Genomic DNA, 20,572 nt, shown 5'->3' on the forward strand with positions numbered 1-20,572 from the left:
CCCTATTCAGGAAACAGTTCATCGATTCGATTTTCATCAAATCCAAAGAACCAAGTACAAACAAATCCACCCGCATAAGCAATTAAAAGGGATATTAGATAAGCTAGCTGTTGACCTGGCTGCATAATTAATAGGCCGAATAACCCGGAAACACCCTGAGAAACCGTTCCTAAATGGAAAAGCGACGCTGCAACACCTCCAAAACCAGCGCCCACGCAAGCCATCAAGAATGAACGACCTAATGGCAAGGTTACCGCGTACATTAAAGGTTCACCAACACCTAAAATTGCAACTGGGATCGAACTCATGACCATTTTCTTAAATCTTTGATTTTTCGAACGGAAAAATAATGCTAAACCAGAACCAACTTGTCCGCCACCTGCCATCATCAAAATTGGCAGCAAATAATTGATTCCTTTAGTTGGACCCGTTGGATCATTAAGCATGACATGGATTGGGGTCAAAGCCTGGTGTAAGCCGACCGAAACTAAACCTAAGAAAGTAGAAGATAGGATATAACCGCCGACCCAGCTTAATTTGTCGTATAAGAAGTCCATCACCAGATAAATTGCATTCGTCAACCAAGAGCCGATCGGCTGCAAGAAAACAACTGCAATCAAACAGCAGAAAATCAGCGTGAGTAAAGGCGTAAAGAATGTATCTAAGACGCTTGGCATCCATTTACGAACCATTCGCTCAGTCCAGGCAATAAACATGCCTAAGAATAAAGCAGTTAAAAGGCCTCCAACGCCCATCGAATATGGTTTATTGGTAATTGGCATTGAAATTGAAAGTGAAGCTAACGGAAATCCAGGCATTGCTGTGCCTAAGCAAAAAATTCCGCCAATTCCCCCAAGAATTGCGCTCCCTTTAAATTCACGAGCTGCATTCATTGCAACAAAGATTGGTAAAAAGGCAAAAAGTCCCCAACCAATCGTCTTTATTGACATGTACCACCAATCATTTGCCAAAGCGCTACCAGTTTGGTAATCTATGACGTTTGTTAACCCATTAATTAAACCTGCCGCAATAATTCCTGGCAAAAGTGGAATAAAGACGTTTGCAATGTGTTGCAATCCTCGCTGCAACGGCTTATCATGCTTTGCTTTATTTTTGGCTTTATTTTCTGAAGCTTGCTCCTTAACGGCTGCAAGATCAGCAGCCTTAGTATCACTAGCTGACGTTTGGGCATCTTCGTCTGCTGCTCCAAGCGGTTTACCTGTCAATTCTGCAAAAGGTTCTGCCACTTGATTTACTTTGCCTGGCCCCAAAACCACTTGCAAAGTATCAGCTTTAACAACTGCCAAAACTCCGTCAATGCGTTTAATTGCATCTAAATCGGCTTTATCCTGATCACGTAGACCGATTCTTAAACGGGTCATACAAGTTACATTTGACGTAACATTCTCCAGTCCTCCGACATTTTCAAGGATCTGTTTTGCAATATCTTCGTTGCTCATTTTTCTCTCCTTAGTTCATCTCTTTAAGCGCCCAACTATAAGCATTGGGTGCGGCTTTTGCCCAATAAGTCCAATTGTGATTGTCCCCAGAATCTTTCACAAATTTGACGTCAACTCCCTTGTCCTTCAAGTCCGCAACAAATTTATCAACGTCTTTAATCGGAACCGTGGTATCTGAGCTCGTCGATTCCACGAAGAATTTCACAGATTTTGAATCACTGTTAAGGTAGTTCGTCGGGAAAAGCTGATCATAAACTTTGTCTGACCAAGGTTTCTTGCCATCAGTAAAAGCGTGAAGCTGTCTAAATGGACTTTCCGCTGGTAATTTCTGCCAAACAGAAGGCGAAATCAAAACTGCTTTTGAGAATTGATCAGGATATTTTAAAGCCAACCGAGCAGCACCATAGCCGCCCATCGAAATGCCCCCGATTGCATGTTTTGCGGGATCCTTAGAGACTTTATAATTTTTCTCAATGGTTGGCACTAAATCTTTCATAATTGCTGACTCCATTTTTTGACCATCTTTTGCATCGATATAAAAGCTGTTGAAGCCATCGACGAAAACAACGATCGCTTGATTTTTGCTCCGATGGATAATCCCGTCAAGAATTTGCTGCGAGTTGAATCGCTCCAACAAATTGCGGTGATTGCCGTAAAGTCCGTGCATCATGTAAAGTACCGGATAAGTCTTATTAGACTTTGGATTATAACCTTCCGGTAAATAAACATCGTAATTCCAATCCAGCCCCAATTTTTTGGAATACATTGTCGTCGTTGCCACGGTGCTAAGATGACTCGCAGGCTTAGCTGGTTCTGCTTTAGACTTGGTTGTACAACCAGTTAAGACCAACAAGGTCATCAAAGTCGCAAGCAGAGCCGAAATTTTCAAAAAACGCTGTTTCATTGTTTCCTCCTTAATAAAAACGCTTTCCGTAGATATTTTATCATCTTTTTCCGTGATATGAAATAGAATTTCTAATATTTGTGAATTATCTAAAAAGAAAAGAAATGAAGTTTCAAAAAAGAGCTTCTAACCATCTCTAGTTAAAGCTCTCTTGGGATCCTATCATTTGTTTAAAGTCACAACTTAAAATATTTTCTATCATCACTATTACTTGAAATCTTCAATCAACGACTCAATTTGCGGCTTCCAATTGTTGTGCCAATCTGCTTCATCCTCAGGTCGATAATCTTCTATTTCAAACATATCTTTTGGATTATGATGGTCTTTAAAGTAACCATCTGCACTTTCAACCAACCATTCCATAACTTTTGCAACATCTTCATCATTCAGTTCTCTCTTACTATTTTATATTCACAATCCAAAAATTCACGAAATCTATTGATTAAATCATCTTTGACTGTTGGAGGTTCTTGAGGCATATAATTTATGAAAGTAGACATTTCAGGAGGATAATTATGTAAATCATAGTATTCAGCAATCTTGTTTAATAATTCATCATCATTTTTAATCTTTGTATTAATATCTTCAAGATAAATATACCTAAGCTTTCTTTCTTCAAATTTATAATCGTCGGAAGTTTCTTCCAAATCAGGAAAATATTTAACCTTTATTTTATTCAAAAATACTTGAACATTATTTGCATCTACATTCCAGGTCAACTCAACAACAAAATCGTCATCATTACCTTCCTCCATTAGTTCAACTGCATATTTAGAAATAACATTGAAATTGAAATAGTGATGTATAACTCCTACATAAATTGTTCTCCAATTGTAATTTATACCCTTTTCTTTAAAATCCGATAATTCCATTTTCCCCTCCTTATTTTTTTATAATTTGATTAGGTTTACCAGTCAAAATTCCGTTAGTTATAAATCTTCTATGGGTCATATTTCCATGAAAATCAATGATCCATTCGAATACTCCTTTTTTACCATTATAATGATCTTCGATTTGAAAAAATCTCAATTTCTTTCCATCTCCACCAACCAATGGAAATTCATCCTTTATTGTGGGATAGTTATCTATAATATTAGGAAAGCCATGCTCTTTTGGTGCGTAAGGAAATTCCTTTTCTGAATTTACTTTCCCGTTGAAATCCATAATTTTAGTAGACTTAATATTGTCAATTTGTATAGCGCTTCCTACTCGTTTACTCTCTAAAACCGGACTATATAATTTATGTATATTGTTGTTGGAGGAAGTTGTTTTTCTGCCAAAGACGGGATTTATACCGCATTTCCCAAAGTCAACCTGATCAACACCCTTTGCTGCTTTACCATTTATCGGTTTAGCACCGCTGATCTCGCCAATCTTTGCGTGCCCAATTTTCCCTTTTGATAGTTTAACACCTTTGCCTGCGTATCTTAAACCCGCTACGGATCCTATGGTCATCAAACCTGATTTTTGAGCAAACCATGCTACTGATTCTACATTTGCACTGATTTGTGTGCCTGTACGCCAACATTCGGCACCTGATATCGGGTCAAGTAATTCTTCCCGTCTCCTTTTCTTCTCGCTGCTTGGTCTAATTCTAAAAGCTCTTCCCAACTAATCTCTTTATAAACTCCCTTTAATTCTTCGCCGTGCTTCTTAAGAAAGTCCTCTAGTTCTTGATCAAAAATTCTTTCCCCATTTTTATCAATAAACCAATTAGTCGTCACTTTATTCGTCGATGGATCTTTAAACCGCCATGCGTATACTTTATACGGTTTTAACTTTTCCATCATCGACTTACGGTATGCTTCATCTTTCGCTTTCTGAAAGTTTTGAATCTTATTCGCCCATTCCAGATTATCTGGGATCAGAAATACTCCTCTTATGCCATCCCACGATGTTTTCGTCTGCTCTTTAATCTATTTGACTACAAAAGCCTTGTATAAGTTATATAATTTTTTCTAATATCATAATTTTTATCACTTTAATAAATTCAAAGTCTTCATCACTTCATTTCTAATTTGTTTTTCGCTATAGTAAACATTGGGTATTTTTAAATCTTCTGGATCATCAGAAAATCTAGCGGAAATATCTGAAATTTCTCCAAACATCTCATATTCTCTCTTTGACAGTTCATTGTAATCAATTTCCAAATCAAAAATCTTAACAAATTTTTTAGCAAAATCTTTTATCCCAATCTGTCTACTTTGAAGCATATTTAACAATTCATATAACTGTTCCTTTTCTGACACGGCTTACTCCTTCGGTTTGAATTTAGTTATTTCGGGTAATGGTCCCATTGGTCTTCTGCTGTATTTAAAATGATAAATCAAATTTTTATTTTTATCATATAATACTTCTAAATTATATTTACTTCCGTTAATTTCTATTTTGCTGTAAAACATTGCTGCACTTGATCCTCTAGGATCTGGCATTTGATTTCCAATTTCAATTGTCTCTTCAAGAAGTTGAATTGGAACATATCGGTCAGGATCATTTAGGTGTTCCGAGACTCTACTAGAAAAATCAACCTGGTTAATCTTGCTTGAAATTCCTTTGCCGCCTGCTACTTCTTTAACTCCGCTAGCAGTGGTAAGTTTATACGATGCATAGGCAAATCCCAACATCTCAAGCACCGTACCTAAGCCTGAATTATTCAGAAAATCAATGCCGTCTGCAACATTTTGGGAGGCTGATACCGTACCGCTTACTAATCTATTATAACGTTCACCAGTTGCATAATTTACACCTTTGCGCCACCCAGCTTTGACCTTATTTTCATAAGCGTCATAGCTCATTAATTCGATTAGTTCAGGACCTAAATATTTTCCTGATTTCTCAAGATACCGGTAAAGTTTATAATTATCAATCCCATTGCCGGTCTTCAAATCTTCAATCTGCCAAAGGATATCTGGCTCTCCTAGGTGATTTGTATAAGGAATTGCATACACTCGATACTTCTTTAATTCTTGATTCAACTTCGGATCAATCCCGTGAAGTTCATCTTGACTCATTTGCCAATGAGTCTGAATCGTATTTGCCCAATCCAAATTATCTGGGATCAGAAATACTCCTCTTATGCCGTCCCACGATGTTTTCGTCTGCTCCAAGCCTTGATCAACTGCTTGCTTTAGAACATCAATATCTTTAAAGATGCTTGAAGACTTCGCATTGAACGCCCTTAGCTTCCTCAATAAAATCTTGAGTTTCTCTAGGGTCTGTTCATAACCCGAAATCATTAGCTGAGTATTGGCTATTTCACGTTCTTTGATTAACGCTGGCAGAGAATTATTTGTTGTCGATACTCCCGGCAATCCTTGGACTGGAACATCTGATATCTGGTTTAGAATACTTTGTGCACTGCTGATTAAAGTTTTCAGCTCAGCGATCTTACTTTCAAGCTCGGCTTCATCTAAGTCTCCGTGATCTACTTCAGCCTGATACTGATCTGGAAACTTCTGAACTGCCTTTTCTACTGCTTCAGCTAGCAGCATTCCACCTTGTCCCAGCGGCTTTAAGACTTTATCAAAGTACGCTCTGGCTGACTTATAGGCTTCGCCTTTTAAAGTATCTGTCGTCAACAAGAAATCATTTATTGCAGATTGTAGATTGCGATAATCTTCAATCTGTTTACGACAGAGAGCCCTTGTACTTGCTGCTTGGGCTTTGGAAGCTCCAACTCGCATTCTTATACTCATTGACTTTCCTCCCTCAGGGCCTGTTTCTTAGCGGCAACAACTTCATCTAGCTCTGTTTCAAGTTTGCGATTCATTGACCTTAAATTTGTTTCGTAATCACTGAAACGTTGTCTGGTATTACGAGCTTGTCTGGCTTGATCTTCTCTCATTGAGTTGAATATATTAGATTGATCACTTCCTCTAAATTCAAATCCTATTTCTTCAAAGAAGCGATTGGCACGTTGAAAGTGCTCATCATACGATTCTTGGAGCTGGCGAACTTTTCGCATTGTTTGTTCCACGTTCTCTGACTCAATCCGCTTATCGTGTTCCGTTTGTGTTAATTCGTCGTATTTACTCATCTTCGCCACCCCGCTGCCTCGAATAACTTTTGGCTAATTTCTTGGTCCGCAGCTTCAAAGTCTTTTGCGACACTACGTAGGTGTTGCGATGCACTATTCACTACTTGACTAATCTTTTGTGCCGAATGTTTTGTTGCCGCAATCGCCTTATGAGCACTAGCGTTGCCGAGCATTTTTGTGCTTTTATCCTGATTTACTGACGAAGAGCTGTTTAAGTTATCGGTAGCCGTCTTGATTCTTGTTGCTTTATTACTAGCGACGTTAAAGTCGGTTAGAATTTGATTCATTCCGATTCCTCCTATATTGTTTATGTTTTTAACTTTAACATAGTCAGAATACAAAGACAAAATTTTGCAATTAAAGAAAGTTCGGAATTAATAATCAGTAATTTTTACTTGATTTAGAATCACTATAAACAAGTTTGAAATAATACAATAATTTTCTTCGATTTTAATCAACTTTTTAATTAACTAGCCGAGTTTTCTGTAATTCCTCAGTCTATAAATCTGCTACAATATTCCTAAATAATACTTGGGAGACAACAAATGATCAAAGCAATTGCGTTAGACATGGACAACACCTTACTAAACAACCAAAAACAAATTAGTGCGGTCAACAAAAAAGCCCTCAAAGAGCTGCACGAACAAGGAGTTAAGATTATTCTTTGTTCGGGGCGGCCTTACAAGGGCTTAAAGCCTTATCTGGTGGAGCTGGAATTGCTAAACCCTGGTGACGTCTGCATTTGCTTTAATGGCGGACTTGTTGAAACCAGCAAAGATCAAACCAAAATCGCCAGTCACACGCTTACTAAAAGTCAGCTAGCTGGTCTTTACGAGGCAGCTCGTAGCAATCAATTTCCACTGGACTTGGTCGCTGAAAATCACGTCTATTCGCTTGTAGAGCTTGGTAAATCAAGCTACGAAGAACGATTAGGTAAATTGATTTCATTTGAAAATACTAATTTCGCTGACGTGCCAGAAGATGAAGTCTTCTATAAAGCAATTATGCTAAAAGATCTCACAACTGCGCAATTTGCCAGCGAATTAATCAAACAAAGTGGAAATTTTCACGTGACGGGCTCTTATCCGGAAATGCTCGAAATCCTCCCGCCTGATATTAATAAAGCTGTTGGATTAAAAGCTGCTTTAAAATATTTCGACCTCAAGCCAAGTGAATTAGTTGCCTTTGGCGATGAAGCTAACGATCAAGAAATGTTGGAATTTGCTGGAATTGGCGTTGCGATGGGCAACGCGACTGCAAAACTTAAAGCCGTTGCCAACGAGATCACTTTAAGTAACGTTGAAGACGGAGTTGCGGTCTTTTTACAAAAAATCAGCGACCAATTTTAAGCTCCAAAATTAAATCACTAAATAACTCGTCATAATTGACCGTGCTAGTTTTAATTTTCTGGTCCATTTCAAGTAAAAGATGATTCAGCCTCATTAACTGACGCATCGAAAAGCGTTGTGAATTTTGCAAGGCAAGTTTAATCCGGTAAGGATGAATCCCGAGCTTCTTTTGAATCAAGCCTTGATCGTAAGCGGCGTCGCTTAAAATTTTGACTTGGAGCAGCAGTTGAAAATTACTGATTAAAGCCCCATTAAGAACGTACGGCTGACCGTAAAAATCTAGCAGTTCCCGGTAAAGCGGCATAATTGTCGTCAAGCTTTTGCTGCTCAAAGCGCCAATTAAACCAAAAACATTATCATCCGGGTTAGCACTGATCAGCTCTTTGACGTCTTTAACTGTCAATTCGGTTGTCGTCGTCAAAAACAGCTCAAGCTTCGGGATTTCAGCTCTTAAAGCTGTATAATCAAAATTGGTGCGCGTCAAAATTTCTTCAATGACTGGCCTTTCAAGCTTTACCTCAGGATTTCGCTTAAAATATTGGACTAACTTGGCCCGAACCTCATTAGGCTTTAACTTGCTCAGATCCACTTGGGAAGCATTACGCGTGATTAACTTGTTGATCCCAATACGCCGATCGATTGTTTCTCCTTGCCCGCTGAAAATCAGCGTGACTCCTGCCAAGCTGCCCTTTAACCTGCTTTCAAGAAACTTAGCTTGCTTTGCGTTAAACTGCTTTTTAAAAGCGGAGAAAAAGTGCTCTACATAAAGATACCTTTTGCTCGCAAAAAGGCTTGAGTTGTCGAGCTCAACTAGAAAATTCTCGGCCGAATCCTCGGCTAAATCCAAAACCGTAAACGAAGCTTGCTGCAAATTGGCAACTTGCTTCGTTTTCCGGCGCAGATCATTAAATAAAGCTGTCTCATCCCCCGTCGCTAAATAAATAACGGCGGGGACTTTTTTGATTTCTTTTATGTAACTATTTAGATCCATGTTTAAAACTCTTCATTTCATTTTTAAATGCGTTGTATTCATAATAAACCATTCCGACGTCTAGTGTCGCCAACCAGGGAATATTTTTTTGAGTTAGCTTGTTCAAAGTTTCAGGACTCGGATGACCATAACGATTATTGCGCCCCGCAGAAATCCAGGCAATTTTTGGAGAAACTGCCTCCAAAAATTCTTTGCTGGTGGAAGTCTTGCTCCCGTGGTGCCCAGCTTTTAGTACGTCCGCCTGAACGGAAAATTGCTTCAAGACCTGTTTTTCCCCGTCCCTTTCCAGATCGCCGGTAAACAAAAAAGTTAATTGACCTAAATGCGTCAAAAACGTTACCGAATCATTATTCTCCCCTGGTCCAGGAGTTGATGGATGCAATATTTTTAATTCTTGCCCCTTGATTTTGACCGTTTGGCCCGCCAAAACTGGAATAAACTTGGCTGTGTTTTTTAACGGCTCTACTTTTTTGCGATAGTTCTTATTTTGAAGAATTCCCTCACCATAAATCAACCGATCAATCCGCATATTCTTAATCAACACTGGCAGATCCCCAATATGATCGGCATCTTGATGCGTGGTTATTACTGCGTCCAAGTGATTAATTCCGCGACTATGCAAATAATTTAGCGTCACCGTCTCCACCCTTGATTTACTTGTGCGCTCCTGCCATGGTTCTTTATCAAGTCCAACTTTTCCACCGGTATCGATCAAAATCACTTGTTTGTGAAACGGGGTTTCAATCAAAAATGAATCGCCTTGGCCAATATCAAACATCACCACACGTCCGGTCAACGGAAAGTGAATATAAAGAAAAAGCACTAAATAACAGCTCGCAAGTCCAGTCAGCGCAAGTTTGGACCAACCTTTTTTACTAAAAATCAAAAGGCCTGATAAAACTAACATTAGCGCTACAGTTACTGATATTTGTCCAAACACAATCTCGAAAAATTGCAAATTAGAAAGTTGATCTAATATGCGGTACAAAATCCAACAGATAAAATTCACTCCCTGATCAAAGAGCGGGAAATGAAGGATCAAGTTGAGGCAAAATAGTGGAAACAGAAACGAGATCACCGGAAAAAAGAGAAAATTTAGGAAAATGCTCAGAAAGTTCCAGACAAAGACCTGCTGCAAAATTACCGGCAGCATCAACAAATTTATTTTGACATTGGTCACTAAGCGATTTTCTGGCTTCTTGACCTGCATAAAAAAAGTGATCAAGAAACTCAAAATTCCGCCTAAACTTTCAAGCAGAAATGGTCGTTCAACCAAAAATGCGATGAACGTAAAGGACCAAACGTCAAGGCGGGCATAGCGACGTTTTAAAATCATCATGAGGCGACTCACCGCCAAAAATATTGCACTGCGCGTCAGACCGACGTTCCCCTGATTGAAAAAAATAATCAAAATCAGGAAACACAAACAAAAAATGTTAACTTTTGTCGCTGTGATTCTCATTCTCGCTCCCAAACTCTGCCACATTGACAGCCAGAAATACAGCTGCATCCCGCTTAGTGCAAAGAGACTTAACAATCCCAATCGGCTGAGTCGATCTTTACCTAACAGATCATCCTGCTGACCGATTAATAGCTTTAAAAAATATTGAGAATAACGAGGAAAAGTCGTTAGGTACAAACTAAATTTCTTCTTTAACCCCAACAAGCGCTGTCCAAAATTTTCGTTAACTTTATTAATCTCAAATTCACCCAGCGATACCCTTAGATTGCAACCCTTTTGACGGTGCTCAAATTTTTGATAATTAAACTCTGCTTCATTGCGTGGTGCATCGATGCCCTTATAATCCTGATATACTGTCACAGTAAACCAATATGTAATTTGAGCAAATCCTTTTTTCTCAGCTTCTGATTGAAGCTTAGCGGTCATCAAAACCGGAATTTTACCAGCAGTTCCCCGCATCTGCAACAGATCGCCGTTAACTTTCACGTCGTTTGGATTGACTAGAACCTCAGTTGTCTTAGGAAGTTGAATCTGAGAATCAACATATCGACTGTAACATCCCCAGCTCAAAGCAAAAATGGCAAAAATAAAACTCCAAAACCAAATCAAACGATTTCTCAGAAAATAAATCCGGACCAGACAACAAATAACTAAGATTCCAAGTAAAATCTGCGGACTTAAAACCAAATAAAGCAATGAAATGAACAGCAAAGTTGGAAAAATCCAATAGCCTCTCATCTAATCACTAACGGTGATCTGATCTTCTAAGGCTTCAAATGTCTTGTCCCCGATGCCACCGATATTTTTCAGATCTTCAATGTTCCTAAACCCACCATTTGCCTCTCGGTACTCAATTATTTTCTCAGCTTTTTTTGCTCCAACCCCGTTAATCTTTTGTAACTCGGCCAAATCAGCGGTATTCAAATTGATCCTTTCTTTTTCCTGGCCCGTCTCTGGTGATGATCCAGCGGTTTCAGTTTGAGCAACTGGCGCTTCACCTTTTTGGGGAATATAAAAAGAATCCTGATCGCGAGCGACTTTCGCTAAATTAACTGTCTTTAAATCGGCCTCTGGGGTCGCTCCGCCAGCTTTTTTCAAAATCTCCGCTAAGCGGGTGTTTTTACCAATTGGATAAATTCCTGGTTTAACCACCGCTCCTTTGATTTCTACAAATTGCTCGCCACTTGATTTTTTCTCGCTACTTTTTTCCGACTTCGACTCAAACAATTGATCATTTTTTGAGGAACTCTTTGACGGGCGCATCAACAAGAACCCTAACCCGACAACAAGTACGAGCACCACGGCGATCAACGCCAGATAATATTTCTTTAGAACTTTTTTGAATTTCATTGTAATTTACCTCCTCAAGATAAATTACGCAAAAAAATCTCAAAAACGAAAAAAAATTTTAAATTCCGTAAATCAAAATCAGGCAAATCAGCAAAACAACCGTCAAAAGTCTAAAAGTAACCGATGGTCGACCGACATTATAACTGTTAAGAAGAAAGTCAATGCGGATATTCAAGTAATTTTTTCCCAAGAAAAAATTAGCATCTGACATGCGACGATCTGCTTCTTTAGCGCGTTTTGCTACTGATAACAAGTTTTCCACATAACCAAAATAATAATTCTGGCCCCGATTCTTCACCACCTGGCGATCGACAGTGATCTCATTTATCAAGTTCAAATCATCGATGAGAAAATAAGCTGGCGGAAAACACCAATAAAGCGCCAACAATAGCTCGCCTAAAAACTTTTTTAAAGGATCATGATTTTTCAGATGATTGAGTTCATGAGCAAGCACATAATCCTCTTCACCTGGCAAAAGCGGCATTAGCGGGAAAATGAGCGCTGGATGCAAAATCCCAACCACACAAGGGGAATCAACTGCTGCTGACTGATAAATTTTCACGTTAGGCGCAATTTGCTCTTTGGCCGCCTTGGACAAATAATCTTTTGGTAATGATTTCAAAAAACGGCGACTGCGATAAAGCCGATAATAGCGGCTAAACAGGAAACAAAAAGCGACCATTGTCCCAATTAACCAAATCACCTGGACGAAAAACCAAAAAGAGAAATCGAACAAATTTGGCACTGCCAAAAGACCCCAATATAAAATCAAACGTAAGCAAATTAAGATAATTAAAACTTTAAAGAAAATAAAGAGGTTTTTCTGGTGAGCAAATTTGCGATGTAAAAGCCAATCCAAGCCCAAAATTAAAAAGCCATCAATTAAAAGCAGCAAAAATAAAGGGGGGATCGATAAATTCATTATTCTCTGATTTCTTTGAGCTTCTTTTGGACCATGTCTTCAATTTTTTTGAGCTCTTCTTCGCTATTTTCCTGGGTCACAAAACTGACAACCATTTTTTTGAAAATTTTCTTAGGAATTATTTCCTGGAAATATTCTTCTTCTGAAATAATTGCCTTATAAACTCGCGCAATCGCTGTGCGGGCAATACTTGTCCCGTCAAATTCAAGGCATTTTTTCTCGACCAAATTCTTTAAAACAACTTGTACTGTATTTTGACTTAATTCGGGATTGTGTTTCACAACATCTCGGATTGTCAAAGATTTTTTTAATTCCCAAAAAACCGTCATTACATCTTCTTCACGCTTCGTTAATCTTTTCATTTGAAACTCCTCATAGGTATATATGTTATACATTATAACAATAAAATCTCTTTTTTTCTTCCATTTTCAATAATCCGGTTGCTTTATCTGTAATATTATAATAGAATAACCGAAGTAAGCTTCAACTATATAACATTACATTTACAAGAAAGGTAGTTAACGATGTCTAATCAAACGATCCTCAGCGTTAAACATCTCAATAAATCTTTTGGCGCCAAGCAAATCCTTTTTGATCTTAGCTTTAAGGTTCAATCTGGCCACATTGTTGGTTTAGTTGGTCCCAATGGTGCAGGCAAGACCACAATTTTAAAAGCGATTTTAGGCCTCATCAAAAGCTCAGGCGAAATTCTGATCGACGGACAGTTGATGAGTTTTAACCATTCAGCTCCTTTAAAATCAGTTGGTGCTTTGATTGAGTATCCTGGAATTTATCCTTATTTAACGGGGCGCCAACATTTACAACTTTTTGCACATAACGGAGATATTCAAACAACAATCGATGAGCTAGCGCTTAATGATTTTATCGACCAGAAGGCCAAAAAATATTCGCTGGGCATGAAACAAAAGCTGGGCATCGCACTTGCCCTAATCAACAACCCCCAACTAGTCATTCTTGACGAACCACTAAATGGCTTGGACCCTCAGGCGACCCGCGATTTACGCGAGCTGATTATCACAAAAGCTCAGGCGGGCACGACTTTCCTTGTTTCTAGCCACTTGCTGTCAGAACTCCAAAAACTTGCTGACGACTTAATCGTGATCGACCACGGCCGCTTAATCGCAAGTGCAGCAATGAATGAAATTCTGGCAAGTAATCGCCATTACGTGGTAATCTCAACAAATAATGATTCTTTGGCTGAACAAACTCTGAGCCAGAACAACTACCCTGTTGTGAGTTCTGACCCACTCAAAGTCATGATTGACGCTGCTCATCCGGTCGAAAAATTACTGACAGTTTTAAATGAACAGCGTGTAACAGTTAAAGATTTAATTCACGAAGACGACGACTTAGAACAATCTATTCTAACTATTTTGGAGGAAAAAAATGCTTAAACAAGAAATTTTCAAGCTCAGCCAAAAAACGAGCACCTGGCTCACAATAATTTGCTTAATTATCGTCAACTTTAGCGTTGCCCTAATTGGCCATCTCATGCCAAAACACTTTATTGCGCGCGAACTCTTCATCGCTAACTTTGCCACCAATTCGATCATTCCCCTGATTTTAATTGCTGCAAGTGCTTCAATTATTACTTCTGAGTTTGAATATAACACAATCAAAAACTTGATCTACGAGGCAAAATCCCGCCAAGCAATTTTAATCAGCAAGTGGCTGACAATTTTCTTGTACTCCTTATTTCTCTATGGCTTAATGGCGCTAACTACGCTAATCAACAAATCCATCTTCTATAAAGGTCCGATCAGATCCCAGTATTGGTTGGAGCAAAACAGCGCCTCACTTCTAAACGTGTGGCTCTTACTCAGCCTCGTGTTTCTCATTGCCACAATGATAAAAAAGAGCAGCATGGCGATCACCGTTGGGATTGTTGGTGAATTTGCGCTTAGTATTATTGGCGTCCTAATGTTTAACTTGATCAAAAAATGGGAATTTCTCAAATGGAATCCGCTCAATTTCTTAAACTTACCAGCGCAGTTGAGCCAGCCTGCTTTCTATCATCCATTGACGCGCCTCACTGATCTTCAGCTAATTGGCGGAAACATTTGCTATATCGCTTTGTTTTTGGCACTCGGTCTTGTACTTTTTGCCCAAAAAGAGGTCTAAAAAAACTGACCTCAACCGATCAGTCCTAAATTAATTCTAATAAAGTAGCCACATTTTTTGCGGTCGTGGCCCAAGAAGTCGCAAACCGGACCACCTGATGCTCAGCATCAAGATCTTCCCAAGGAGAAAATCTAACTTTTTGCGCCAACTCAGCCGCCTTAGTTTTAGTAAGCACCACAAACTGCTGGTTAGTCGGCGAGTCAAGATACATTTGATAGCCTCTTGCCTGAAATCCCGCTTTTAATTTGAGCGCCAGCTCAACGGCATGACGACTAATGTCAAAATAAAGATTATTGGAGAACAACTCTAGAAACTGAACTCCAATCAGGCGACCTTTGGCCAGTAAAGCGCCGTGCTGTTTAATCTGCGTGAGAAAATGCTTCGGTTCGTTGTTCTTCGTAAAAACCACTGCCTCGCCACACAAAGCACCGACCTTGGTGCCACCGATATAAAAAACGTCGCACAATTTAGCAAGCTCGGCAATCGTTAAATCCGATTCTTCACTCACAAGACCATACCCGAGCCGCGCGCCATCTATATAAAGAGGCATTTCATATTTGTGACACACTTCAGCCAAGCGGGTCAGCTCGTCTTTTGAATAGAGCGTGCCGTACTCAGTCGGATAAGAAATGTAAACCATGCCCGGAAACACCATATGATCATGATTTGCGTCATCATAAAAAGTTTGGCAATAATCATCAACTGCCTGGGCGCTAATTTTGCCATCAGTTGCAGGAATTGTGAGAACTTTGTGCCCGCTATATTCAATCGCGCCCGCTTCATGCACACTAACGTGGCCGGTCTCAGCGGCAATCACGCCTTCATATTTGGTTAACAGCGAATCAATCACCACTTGATTGGTCTGCGTCCCGCCCACTAAAAAGCGAATCTGAGCTTCGGGGCACTCAATCACTTCTCTAATCTTTTGAGCCGCCTGTTTACTGTATTCGTCGCTGCCGTATCCTGGTTCTTGCACCATGTTGGTTGCAACAAGGCGCTCTAAAACTTGTGGGTGCGCCCCTTCTGAGTAATCATTTTCAAATGAAATCATCAGCTTCCTCCTAAATCATTGATATTAATAGTCTAAACTATTTTACGTCCCTTTTAAAATCGTAACGGCAAAATGATCTTCTTTTTTCATACATTCGATATTTCTCTAATATCAATCACTTTGTCTGCTAAAGTCCAAATGACGGGATTATGAGTTGCAATAATAATTATCCGCTTTTCTGTTCTTAACGATAGAATTAGCGCCATGATTTCTTCTGAGGTCTTAGGATCAAGTGCTGCCGTCGGTTCGTCAGCGAGAATTAGCGGCGGATCCTTTAAGATCACTTTTGCAATCGCAACTCGCTGAGCCTCGCCACCGGATAAAGAGAAAATCTTCTGGTTGAGATCAAGATACGATAATCCGACGCTTGATAGCGCCTTTTTTTCTATTGAAATTCGAGCGGTCTTGCTCATTTTTTTGCCAATCAGACCTAAATCCAAGTTGTCGGCAATCGTGTTACTTTCCAAAAGGCCAAAATTCTGAAATAAATAGCCCAGATCATCTCTAAAAAATTGTTGGGGCTTAATCTGATTTAAAGGCTTGTCGTTATAAATGACCGTCCCAGAATCGTAAGGCTCTAACTTCGAAATCATGTTTAACAACGTGGTTTTGCCGCTGCCACTCGGGCCGATCATAGCGTATACCAAGCCATTCTCAAAGGTTAAATTGGTTTTATTTAGAACTTCACGATCTTTAAACGTTTTGGTGATATTTTCAATTTTGATCATTTTTACATTCCTTTCAAGACGGCGACCGTAAATTGGTCTTCTTTTTTGATTTGAACTCCAAGAGTAATTAACAAACTTGCTCCAAAGAGGCCAAACGTGACTAAGCTTGTCCACAGATTTCTCGTCAATATCAGATCAAGTCCAACTCCTGTTAAGAGAACTGCCAGCTGGATTAACAAATACTTTCGGTGCAGTTCAGAAAATTGCATTCCCGCAATTCGTTTAATTAAAATGCTTCTTCGAAATTCCTCAAAATAAAGCAAATTCATTGAATTAAACAAAAGTGCTGCCGTAATTATCCCCAAAATCGAACTGGCGATAAAAGAAATTGTCTGATTACGGAAAAATCGAACCTCTTTATAATACAATTGCTCAGAATTACTCACTTCCAAAACGTCGCGCGCAACCTGGTACTTATACAATAACTTCATTGTTCGCTCATAACTCGGGAAGAAAATTGACTCTTGTGCTTCTTTGCGCCAAAATGTTTTGGCGTAAATGCTATCGCCCGTTGAACGTGGAGTCATGACCACAATAATTGGATCTTTGACAAATTGGTCGGGTAAAGCAGAATTATTATTGTAATTAAAGCGCTTCTCGCCGTCAGCGGTGTAAGCAATCACTGCAGTTGTTTTAGCCTTGCCCAAAGCTCTTTGAGAAATATCCTTCTCATACATCTGCTGATATTTCAACTGCTCCGATTTTAATTTCTCTGGCAAAATCAAGCCAAACTCACCTGGTTCTAAATGAAGCATTTTGTCTTGCATCTTTGAATCCAGCTTCACTTGCTGTTCAGTCAAATAATTCGGCGTCACAATTAAGGTATTACCCTCTGGATCGTAATGCTCACTGGCTTTTTTGGCTTCCTCCGTATTCATGCTCGAATAATTAGTAAAATTATGGTGCACCATAATCGCATTTTGCTGATAGATGGCTTCGTTAGCTAATTGATACCAATTGGTGGCGTCAACCTCGTTACTCTTATCATCGTATCCTCCAGCGCCAACGCCTTGATGGATCCCATTGACTCGATTTTTCTGTTGCTGCCACTTCCCAGCAGCCCGATTCTCTTCTTGTAATTCGGCGTAATAAATCGGAACATTATTAACTCCGTAACCAACAAGTACGACAGCTAGAAATTGGCAAAAGAGCATAACTCCCAGCAAGCGACCGATCGGCAATTTCCCTTTAATAATCGACATCAAATCTTTTCTTTGCAAGCCAAGCAGATAAATCAAACTAAGAATTAGCGAGATTAAAAGCAGGATCCCATCATAAAATAGCAAAACTCCTAGAATAAGTTTCCAGCCTTTTAATTGAAGCTGACCTTTTGCCAAAAGCACTGCCACGCTCAGACCAAAACTAATTGCAAAAGCTGCTAGCACTGTCAAAACGTCGGTTTTCACACTTTCAAACATAATCGTTCCCAATTTCTGACCAGAAATTAGACGAATCCCGGCTGAGCGCAAATCTTTAATGCGCAAAATTATCGTCAGCGCTGTAAAAGCGAGCACGAACATGATCAACGAAAGCATGATTGTATTACTGAACAAGAAACTTATCACAACTATCAAAACAGATTGTTTAGGGAAAATTTTCGCGTCGTAACCCAAGCTTTTAAAATGATCGGCAAGCTTTTTTTCACTGAGCGAACCCGAAATAATGCGGTAGTTGGCAAGAGCTGGACTATTCTTTTGTTCAACTTTTGTGGCTTCCTGCAAACCTTTGGTAAGATTACCTTCCCCGTATTTTGCATAGACATAAACTTCTTTAGTCTTCGTTGGATGAACAATACTTTTTGCAACCAAACTGTGATGTTTTTTGGCAAAATCACTTAAAGACTGATCGGTCAACTCCTTATTGACGGGCTTCATCCCTTTGTCAACTAAAACGCCAGTATTTAGACGTGATGTGAACCTTTCTGGGCTTTCTGTAAGCTCCCAGAGGAAGAAAGCGGCGACAATAAAGGTGGAAATGAAGATAAATATTTTTTTCATAATTGCTCCTAATTAATAATTTGCGGCTACTTCATCTCAAGCTTCACTTCATCTCCTTTAATTTCAATCGAATCATTATTTGAGCGCTCGCGTTCAAACCCGGCTTGAATTTCTTGCCCGTCAACCGTGCCACTGGCCGTGTCTGCTTTAACCTTGATACTTAGATCTTCGTTTAACTGACTGGAATCGATAAATAGTTGATGTCCTTTAGCTCGATTGTCACCTAACAGTTGACTTCTTTTCATATTTAAATGAATTTCATCAATTTTAATTTGGCAGTTATTTATTTGACTATCCTCAACATTCATGGTGCTGCTCCCTCTGCCAGACAGCTCGTTTTTGCCTAATAGCTTGCTGTTTGCGAGACTCACTTCAAAATATTGGTTCGACTCCACTTGGAAATCAGTAATTTCAGAATTCTGAATCAAGTACTTGGTGTCGCCGCCGTTGGACGATTTACCTTCCCAATTGGTCAAATGAGAATCTTGAATGACAAAATTACCGCCATCTGTCCTCATTTTCTGTGAAACATCCACTTTATTTAACAAAATTTGGCTGCTCCAATCTTGCAGTGGCATATAATGTAAACTCAATTGTTGGAGCTTTAAGTCAGACAAACTAATCTCATTACCTTCCGGACTCCAATTTATTGCAACACTATTTAACGAATTAACATCGGGCACCGTAATTGTTAATTGCGGAGAACGTTTAGCACGATTAGAAAATTCCATATGTTTTTCATCAACGTACAAAACTCCTTTTTCGATTTTGAATTCCTCAACCGGCCGGTTAATTTCATACTTGACCTCAAAGTGATCGCCTTTAGTAATCGCTAAATTCGTACTGCGCAAACTAACTCTAACTTCATTGAAAGGTTCCTTTAAAGTTTTGACGTGAAATTTATTATATTCGGCCGCCGAGCGATCAATCACTGGATGAAAATCCTCACCAAGGTAGAATTTGCGAACCCCGTCATTCCAAAAACCAAAGAGCGCCATCAGAGCGCCGATTAGAAAAATCGCACCATTAATCCAGTAATACTTCTTCATTTTCATTATCTGTCCCCTTTATATGAATCACGTTTTTTGAAAACTTTGCGTCCAAGCTTGCGAATCAGCTTCGCCGTGGTTCCGATCAGCCAGCGAATGAAGAAGAAATCGAGCGGTTCAAACATCAAAACAAATGTAATTCCCATCAGCGCAATCCCACAATAAAAGAGGCCAACTGCCCAGTTAGCGCTAAAAATTACCGGAATTGCAAATACTAAAACTGCAATAAAAGAAAGCAGTAATGCAACTGAGACGATGATCACCACGCCGATAAAGATAAAAATCAGTAGTAAAAACACAAAGATCACAATGAAAAGCGGAATCCCGACCGGAATTGCTCCAAGCCCAAGAAGAATCCACCAGATTGCCCATAAATCTCGCTTCGTTTTTGCTTGTTTGTGCGGATTCTCCAAGATCGGAGTACTATCTGGTGAAAGTGAATGCTCCGCTAAGATTTTTCGAGCCAATTGTCTTGGCGTCCCGAGCTCCTTTTCAATTTCTTGGCGGCTGTTAAAATCAGCATCTAACAAGTACTCTTCATAGAACTCACAAACATCGCCCAACTCAGTTGGATCTAAGACCGTTAGATAAGTCTTTAACTCTGCTACGTATTTATCTGCAATTTCAATCATGATTTCTTAACACCCCGTCAATTTTTCCCCGATAATCCTTCCATTCAGTTTGAATTATTGCCAAACGAAGTTTACCTGTCTCCGTGATTTGGTAATATCTCCGATTTCGCCCTTGAAAAGGCTCGTCGTAAGTTTTTAAATAATCGTCCTTGGTCAAACGTCTTAAAACGGGATAAACCGTCGACTCTGACACATCAAGCACTGTTTGAATTTTCTTGGTCAATGCATAACCATATAAATCTTCGCTTGCAATGAAAGCAAGAATTGCTCCCTCTAAAAGCTCCGATGATACTTGAATTGCCATTCATTTACTCTCTATCATATGTGATTGCTAATATTATACGAGATATAATATTGTGCGTCAACAAAAAAAGGATAAACTAATCTTGTTCATCCCCTAACATTTTGTTAAATTTCTTACTTTTTTTCTTTAGGTTAACCGTACATATACGATGAAATCTAGTATAATAAGCTTTGATAACAATCGAATTAAGAATAA

General features: G+C 39.2%; 23 protein-coding genes. 3 read left to right on the forward strand and 20 right to left on the reverse strand.

The genetic code is table 11. The features are described 5' to 3' along the window. Window positions 1–2: 2 nt before the first annotated feature. From R8495_RS08595 to R8495_RS08635, 9 genes are all read right to left on the reverse strand, one after another. The gene (locus R8495_RS08595; RefSeq protein ID WP_317635063.1) at window positions 3–1,460 is read right to left on the reverse strand and encodes a PTS transporter subunit EIIC; all 1,458 of its coding nucleotides are present in this window, start codon (window positions 1,458–1,460) and stop codon (window positions 3–5) included. 10 nt (window positions 1,461–1,470) lie between these two features. Next, window positions 1,471–2,364 (reverse strand): alpha/beta hydrolase, encoded by an 894-nt coding sequence (locus tag R8495_RS08600; protein WP_317635064.1) that lies wholly within the window; start codon window positions 2,362–2,364, stop codon window positions 1,471–1,473. Between the two features lie 207 nt (window positions 2,365–2,571). Continuing rightward, window positions 2,572–2,727 carry a hypothetical protein gene (locus tag R8495_RS08605; protein ID WP_317635065.1) on the reverse strand — a complete coding sequence of 52 codons (156 nt, stop codon included), beginning with the start codon at window positions 2,725–2,727 and terminating at the stop codon, window positions 2,572–2,574. Between the two features lie 23 nt (window positions 2,728–2,750). After that, the gene (locus R8495_RS08610) at window positions 2,751–3,236 is read right to left on the reverse strand and encodes a DUF2247 family protein (protein ID WP_317635066.1); all 486 of its coding nucleotides are present in this window, start codon (window positions 3,234–3,236) and stop codon (window positions 2,751–2,753) included. Window positions 3,237–3,246: 10 nt separating this feature from the next. Beyond that, window positions 3,247–3,975, reverse strand: coding sequence for a hypothetical protein (locus R8495_RS08615; protein ID WP_317635067.1), 729 nt, complete (start codon window positions 3,973–3,975; stop codon window positions 3,247–3,249). A gap of 365 nt (window positions 3,976–4,340) precedes the next feature. After that, window positions 4,341–4,613 (reverse strand): hypothetical protein, encoded by a 273-nt coding sequence (locus R8495_RS08620; protein ID WP_317635068.1) that lies wholly within the window; start codon window positions 4,611–4,613, stop codon window positions 4,341–4,343. 3 nt (window positions 4,614–4,616) lie between these two features. Next, window positions 4,617–6,059, reverse strand: coding sequence for an LXG domain-containing protein (locus R8495_RS08625; protein WP_317635069.1), 1,443 nt, complete (start codon window positions 6,057–6,059; stop codon window positions 4,617–4,619). Then, window positions 6,056–6,400 (reverse strand): DUF3958 family protein, encoded by a 345-nt coding sequence (locus R8495_RS08630; RefSeq protein ID WP_317635070.1) that lies wholly within the window; start codon window positions 6,398–6,400, stop codon window positions 6,056–6,058. The genes R8495_RS08625 and R8495_RS08630 overlap by 4 nt, the downstream gene beginning before the upstream one ends. Further along, window positions 6,397–6,687: a TIGR04197 family type VII secretion effector gene (locus R8495_RS08635; protein WP_317635071.1), complete on the reverse strand. Its 291-nt coding sequence runs from the start codon at window positions 6,685–6,687 to the stop codon at window positions 6,397–6,399. Before R8495_RS08635 ends, R8495_RS08630 begins: the two co-directional genes overlap by 4 nt. A gap of 258 nt (window positions 6,688–6,945) precedes the next feature. Between R8495_RS08635 and R8495_RS08640 the strand changes: the two genes are divergently transcribed. Next, window positions 6,946–7,749, forward strand: coding sequence for a Cof-type HAD-IIB family hydrolase (locus R8495_RS08640; RefSeq protein WP_317635072.1), 804 nt, complete (start codon window positions 6,946–6,948; stop codon window positions 7,747–7,749). Here the strand turns inward: R8495_RS08640 and holA are convergent. From holA to R8495_RS08665, 5 genes are read right to left on the reverse strand one after another with little or no spacing between them, the layout of a single operon-like run. After that, complete coding sequence (holA, locus tag R8495_RS08645; protein ID WP_317635073.1) at window positions 7,733–8,740, reverse strand: DNA polymerase III subunit delta; 1,008 nt, start codon at window positions 8,738–8,740, stop codon at window positions 7,733–7,735. The genes R8495_RS08640 and holA overlap by 17 nt on opposite strands. Next, on the reverse strand, window positions 8,727–10,940 hold the full coding sequence (locus R8495_RS08650) for a DNA internalization-related competence protein ComEC/Rec2 (protein ID WP_317635074.1): 2,214 nt from the start codon (window positions 10,938–10,940) through the stop codon (window positions 8,727–8,729). Before R8495_RS08650 ends, holA begins: the two co-directional genes overlap by 14 nt. Next, on the reverse strand, window positions 10,941–11,552 hold the full coding sequence (locus R8495_RS08655; protein WP_317635075.1) for a helix-hairpin-helix domain-containing protein: 612 nt from the start codon (window positions 11,550–11,552) through the stop codon (window positions 10,941–10,943). Between the two features lie 58 nt (window positions 11,553–11,610). Further along, complete coding sequence (locus tag R8495_RS08660) at window positions 11,611–12,474, reverse strand: M56 family metallopeptidase (RefSeq protein WP_317635076.1); 864 nt, start codon at window positions 12,472–12,474, stop codon at window positions 11,611–11,613. Beyond that, the gene (locus R8495_RS08665; protein WP_317635077.1) at window positions 12,474–12,836 is read right to left on the reverse strand and encodes a BlaI/MecI/CopY family transcriptional regulator; all 363 of its coding nucleotides are present in this window, start codon (window positions 12,834–12,836) and stop codon (window positions 12,474–12,476) included. Before R8495_RS08665 ends, R8495_RS08660 begins: the two co-directional genes overlap by 1 nt. A 162-nt stretch (window positions 12,837–12,998) precedes the next feature. Between R8495_RS08665 and R8495_RS08670 the strand changes: the two genes are divergently transcribed. Both R8495_RS08670 and R8495_RS08675 read left to right on the forward strand, forming a co-directional pair. Then, a complete protein-coding gene (locus R8495_RS08670; protein WP_317635078.1) occupies window positions 12,999–13,889 on the forward strand; it encodes an ABC transporter ATP-binding protein in 891 nt (296 codons plus the stop codon). Beyond that, complete coding sequence (locus R8495_RS08675; RefSeq protein ID WP_317635079.1) at window positions 13,882–14,616, forward strand: ABC transporter permease; 735 nt, start codon at window positions 13,882–13,884, stop codon at window positions 14,614–14,616. The genes R8495_RS08670 and R8495_RS08675 overlap by 8 nt, the downstream gene beginning before the upstream one ends. A 25-nt stretch (window positions 14,617–14,641) precedes the next feature. On the opposite strand, the gene R8495_RS08680 is transcribed toward R8495_RS08675, so the two are convergent. The 6 genes from R8495_RS08680 to R8495_RS08705 form a co-directional block, all read right to left on the reverse strand. Continuing rightward, window positions 14,642–15,667 (reverse strand): threonine aldolase family protein, encoded by a 1,026-nt coding sequence (locus tag R8495_RS08680; protein WP_317635080.1) that lies wholly within the window; start codon window positions 15,665–15,667, stop codon window positions 14,642–14,644. Window positions 15,668–15,753: 86 nt separating this feature from the next. Next, a complete protein-coding gene (locus tag R8495_RS08685) occupies window positions 15,754–16,395 on the reverse strand; it encodes an ABC transporter ATP-binding protein (protein WP_317635081.1) in 642 nt (213 codons plus the stop codon). A gap of 2 nt (window positions 16,396–16,397) precedes the next feature. After that, a complete protein-coding gene (locus R8495_RS08690; protein ID WP_317635082.1) occupies window positions 16,398–18,392 on the reverse strand; it encodes a bacteriocin-associated integral membrane family protein in 1,995 nt (664 codons plus the stop codon). A 26-nt stretch (window positions 18,393–18,418) separates the two neighbouring features. Continuing rightward, window positions 18,419–19,447 carry a hypothetical protein gene (locus R8495_RS08695; RefSeq protein ID WP_317635083.1) on the reverse strand — a complete coding sequence of 343 codons (1,029 nt, stop codon included), beginning with the start codon at window positions 19,445–19,447 and terminating at the stop codon, window positions 18,419–18,421. Further along, window positions 19,447–20,073, reverse strand: a complete 627-nt coding sequence (locus tag R8495_RS08700; protein ID WP_317635084.1) for a DUF1700 domain-containing protein — start codon at window positions 20,071–20,073, stop codon at window positions 19,447–19,449. Before R8495_RS08700 ends, R8495_RS08695 begins: the two co-directional genes overlap by 1 nt. After that, window positions 20,066–20,377: a PadR family transcriptional regulator gene (locus R8495_RS08705; RefSeq protein ID WP_317635085.1), complete on the reverse strand. Its 312-nt coding sequence runs from the start codon at window positions 20,375–20,377 to the stop codon at window positions 20,066–20,068. Before R8495_RS08705 ends, R8495_RS08700 begins: the two co-directional genes overlap by 8 nt. Between the last annotated feature and the right edge of the window lie 195 nt (window positions 20,378–20,572).

Origin of the sequence: Xylocopilactobacillus apicola, from assembly GCF_033095985.1 — a bacterium.
Taxonomy (GTDB): domain Bacteria; phylum Bacillota; class Bacilli; order Lactobacillales; family Lactobacillaceae; genus Xylocopilactobacillus; species Xylocopilactobacillus apicola.

What these genes read in the sequence shown, in the direction of transcription:
- R8495_RS08595 (WP_317635063.1), bottom strand. Translation starts at nt 1,460, where the DNA reads ATGAGCAACGAAGATATTGCAAAACAGATCCTTGAAAATGTCGGAGGA.
- R8495_RS08600 (WP_317635064.1), bottom strand. Translation starts at nt 2,364, where the DNA reads ATGAAACAGCGTTTTTTGAAAATTTCGGCTCTGCTTGCGACTTTGATG.
- R8495_RS08605 (WP_317635065.1), bottom strand. Translation starts at nt 2,727, where the DNA reads ATGGAATGGTTGGTTGAAAGTGCAGATGGTTACTTTAAAGACCATCAT.
- R8495_RS08610 (WP_317635066.1), bottom strand. Translation starts at nt 3,236, where the DNA reads ATGGAATTATCGGATTTTAAAGAAAAGGGTATAAATTACAATTGGAGA.
- R8495_RS08625 (WP_317635069.1), bottom strand. Translation starts at nt 6,059, where the DNA reads ATGAGTATAAGAATGCGAGTTGGAGCTTCCAAAGCCCAAGCAGCAAGT.
- R8495_RS08630 (WP_317635070.1), bottom strand. Translation starts at nt 6,400, where the DNA reads ATGAGTAAATACGACGAATTAACACAAACGGAACACGATAAGCGGATT.
- R8495_RS08635 (WP_317635071.1), bottom strand. Translation starts at nt 6,687, where the DNA reads ATGAATCAAATTCTAACCGACTTTAACGTCGCTAGTAATAAAGCAACA.
- R8495_RS08640 (WP_317635072.1), top strand. Translation starts at nt 6,946, where the DNA reads ATGATCAAAGCAATTGCGTTAGACATGGACAACACCTTACTAAACAAC.
- holA (WP_317635073.1), bottom strand. Translation starts at nt 8,740, where the DNA reads ATGGATCTAAATAGTTACATAAAAGAAATCAAAAAAGTCCCCGCCGTT.
- R8495_RS08650 (WP_317635074.1), bottom strand. Translation starts at nt 10,940, where the DNA reads ATGAGAGGCTATTGGATTTTTCCAACTTTGCTGTTCATTTCATTGCTT.
- R8495_RS08655 (WP_317635075.1), bottom strand. Translation starts at nt 11,552, where the DNA reads ATGAAATTCAAAAAAGTTCTAAAGAAATATTATCTGGCGTTGATCGCC.
- R8495_RS08660 (WP_317635076.1), bottom strand. Translation starts at nt 12,474, where the DNA reads ATGAATTTATCGATCCCCCCTTTATTTTTGCTGCTTTTAATTGATGGC.
- R8495_RS08665 (WP_317635077.1), bottom strand. Translation starts at nt 12,836, where the DNA reads ATGAAAAGATTAACGAAGCGTGAAGAAGATGTAATGACGGTTTTTTGG.
- R8495_RS08670 (WP_317635078.1), top strand. Translation starts at nt 12,999, where the DNA reads ATGTCTAATCAAACGATCCTCAGCGTTAAACATCTCAATAAATCTTTT.
- R8495_RS08675 (WP_317635079.1), top strand. Translation starts at nt 13,882, where the DNA reads ATGCTTAAACAAGAAATTTTCAAGCTCAGCCAAAAAACGAGCACCTGG.
- R8495_RS08680 (WP_317635080.1), bottom strand. Translation starts at nt 15,667, where the DNA reads ATGATTTCATTTGAAAATGATTACTCAGAAGGGGCGCACCCACAAGTT.
- R8495_RS08685 (WP_317635081.1), bottom strand. Translation starts at nt 16,395, where the DNA reads ATGATCAAAATTGAAAATATCACCAAAACGTTTAAAGATCGTGAAGTT.
- R8495_RS08690 (WP_317635082.1), bottom strand. Translation starts at nt 18,392, where the DNA reads ATGAAAAAAATATTTATCTTCATTTCCACCTTTATTGTCGCCGCTTTC.
- R8495_RS08695 (WP_317635083.1), bottom strand. Translation starts at nt 19,447, where the DNA reads ATGAAAATGAAGAAGTATTACTGGATTAATGGTGCGATTTTTCTAATC.
- R8495_RS08700 (WP_317635084.1), bottom strand. Translation starts at nt 20,073, where the DNA reads ATGATTGAAATTGCAGATAAATACGTAGCAGAGTTAAAGACTTATCTA.
- R8495_RS08705 (WP_317635085.1), bottom strand. Translation starts at nt 20,377, where the DNA reads ATGGCAATTCAAGTATCATCGGAGCTTTTAGAGGGAGCAATTCTTGCT.